This is a genomic window from Aeromonas sp. L_1B5_3, from assembly GCF_963866575.1.
Classification (GTDB): domain Bacteria; phylum Pseudomonadota; class Gammaproteobacteria; order Enterobacterales; family Aeromonadaceae; genus Aeromonas; species Aeromonas jandaei.
Window position 1 is genome coordinate 1 of sequence record NZ_CAWMDN010000156.1, and the last position, 2584, is coordinate 2584.

General features: G+C 57.7%; 2 protein-coding genes. Both read left to right on the top strand.

Going from position 1 to position 2584, the window contains the following annotated elements:
* Positions 1 to 162 precede the first annotated feature (162 nt).
* Positions 163 to 1728, top strand: a complete 1566-nt coding sequence (gene istA, locus AACR93_RS20395) for an IS21-like element ISAs27 family transposase (protein WP_043851823.1) — start codon at positions 163 to 165, stop codon at positions 1726 to 1728.
* A gap of 22 nt (positions 1729 to 1750) precedes the next feature.
* A complete protein-coding gene (gene istB / locus AACR93_RS20400; RefSeq protein WP_043851824.1) occupies positions 1751 to 2506 on the top strand; it encodes an IS21-like element ISAs27 family helper ATPase IstB in 756 nt (251 codons plus the stop codon).
* Positions 2507 to 2584 lie beyond the last annotated feature (78 nt).

The window sequence follows — 2584 nt, forward strand, 5'->3', positions numbered from 1 at the left end:
CGATCACGTAATAACATCCATGCCGATCACTCAATAACATCCCACGCCGATCACTTTTTACCCTCGATGGGAAACCATGATCGGCATCCATGTTATTGGTGACTTTTTCTCCCCGCTTCGTTAAACCCGCACTTTCCCATCTGCTCCAACAGAGGAACGTGCATGTCTGCGAGGCCTATCACTGTGAGAAAACTCAAAGAAATTCTTCGCCTTAAATATCAGGCTCAACTGGCTCATCGGCAGATCGCCCTCAGCCTGCATATCTCTCCTAGCACCGTATCCTATTACCTCAACCGGGCGGCTCAACTGGGTATCATGACCTGGCCCCTGTCTGAGTCCTGGGATGATGTCTCCCTGGAGCGCGCATTTCTCAAGACCTGCTCTGTTCATAAAACTCAGCACAAACCCACTCCCAACTGGGCCTTGTTGCATCAGGAACTCAAAAAACCAGGTCAAAAAGGCGTGACCCTCGAGCTGCTATGGCAGGAGTACGCCGAGCGCCATCCAGGCTCCCACTACAGCTACAACCACTTCTGTCGGCTCTATAAAGAGTGGGCGGCGCTGCTGCAACCCTCGATGCGGCAGACCCATATTGCGGGCGAAAAACTCTTTGTCGACTACTGCGGCCAGACCATGCCCATTGTCGATCCGCATACCGGCGAGATCCTTTACCGGGCCCAGATCTTTGTCGCCGTGCTGGGGGCCTCCAACTACACCTTTGCCGAGGCCACCCGCTCCCAGCAGCTCGATGACTGGGTGATGAGCCACAAGCGCGCTTTCGAGTTCTTTGGCGGTGTGCCGCAATTGGTGGTACCTGATTGCCTCAAGAGTGCCGTCAGCGTGGCGCGCAATACCGATCCGGATCTCAACCCTACCTACCAGATGCTGGCGGCCCATTTCGGTACGGCGATCATGCCCGCGCGGCCCCGCAAGCCGAAGGATAAGTCCAAGGCGGAGGTGGGCGTGCAGATCGTCACCCGCTGGATCCTGGCGGTGCTGCGTCATGAAACCTTCCATAGCCTGGCCCAGCTCAATCAGCGAATGGGTGAACTGCTGACCCGGCTCAACCAGAAATCCTTCCAGAAGCTGCCTGGCTGCCGTGCCTCACTGTTTGCCGAGCTCGATGCACCGGCGCTCAAGCCGTTGCCGGATTATCCCTATCACTACACCAAAGTAGTGCCGGTGCTGGTTGGTAAGGACTACCACGTCGATCTGGAAAAGCACTATTACTCAGTGCCCTATGCCTTGCAGGGCAAGCGGCTGGAGGCGCATCTGGCCGAGCATACCGTCACGCTGTACCACGCGGGCAAGATCGTGGCCGAACACCAGCGGAGTCATCACAAAGGCCAGCACAGCAGCCTGCGTGAACACATGCCCGCGCATCATCAGGCACTGCTGGAGTGGTCGCCAGAGCGACTGCTTGGCTGGGCGGCGTCCATCGGCCCCTACACCACGCATTGGGTGGATGGCTTTATCCGGCAGGCAGAGCATTCGACGCAAGCGGTGCGCCCTTGCCTGGCCTTGCTGGGGCAGAGCAAAACCTATGGCAAGGAGCGGCTGGAAGCGGCCTGCCTCCGGGGGCACCTGACCGGCGCCAACCGGCTGCACAACATCCGCAGCATGCTCAAGCATGGCCTGGAGGAGCAACAACTCATTGCCAACGAGCGACAGGATCCGCTGCAAGACATCCGTCATGACAATGTCCATGGCGAGCACTACTTCCACTAACCCCACGGATCAGGAGAAGCCGATGCAATTACACCTCGATGAACAACTAAGCCGCCTGCACTTGAGCGGCATGAAACAGGCTCTGAACCAGCAGCAGGCCCAGAGCATGCTGTACCTGGATATGGGTTTTGAAGAGCGGCTGCAACTATTACTGAGCCATGAGCTGGTGCAGCGGGAGCAGAGGAAAACCAACCGCCTGGAGAAGCAAGCCCGGTTCCGGCTAGCCGGACAGGTGGAGCAGCTCGACTATCGGGCGGGTCGAGGCGTGAGCAAAGCGCAGATCCGCCAACTGCTGGAAGGACACTGGCTGAGTCATCAACAAAACCTGCTGCTAACGGGCGCGGCAGGCTGTGGCAAGAGTTACCTGGCGTGTGCCCTGGGCCGTTACTTTATCCGGCAAGGAGTGGGCGTGCGGTATTACCGGCTGAAAACCCTACTTGAAGAGATGCGACTGGCCCAAGCGGATGGCAGCTATCCGAAACTGCTGGAGCGGGTAAGCAACATAGGGGTACTGATCCTGGATGACTGGGGCATGGAGATGCTGGACGCGAGCGAACGCAGCAACCTGCTGGAGATCATCGATACCCGCTACGGCAACGTCTCAACGATAGTGGCGAGCCAATTGCCGGTGGAGAAGTGGTACGGGATGATCGGAGAGGCAACCTTCGCCGAGGCGATCTTGGACCGACTGATCCACAGAGCGGTGCGCGTGACCTTAACGGGAGAATCGATGAGAAAACAGGGCGCCAACTTGACCGATGCCGATCAGGCGGAGTAAAAGGAAGACGCTATAAACGCGGGCAGAAAAAAAGTGATCGGCATGATGTTATTGGCTGATCGACATGATGTTATTAGC

What these genes read in the sequence shown, in the direction of transcription:
- istA (WP_043851823.1), top strand. Translation starts at nt 163, where the DNA reads ATGTCTGCGAGGCCTATCACTGTGAGAAAACTCAAAGAAATTCTTCGC.
- istB (WP_043851824.1), top strand. Translation starts at nt 1,751, where the DNA reads ATGCAATTACACCTCGATGAACAACTAAGCCGCCTGCACTTGAGCGGC.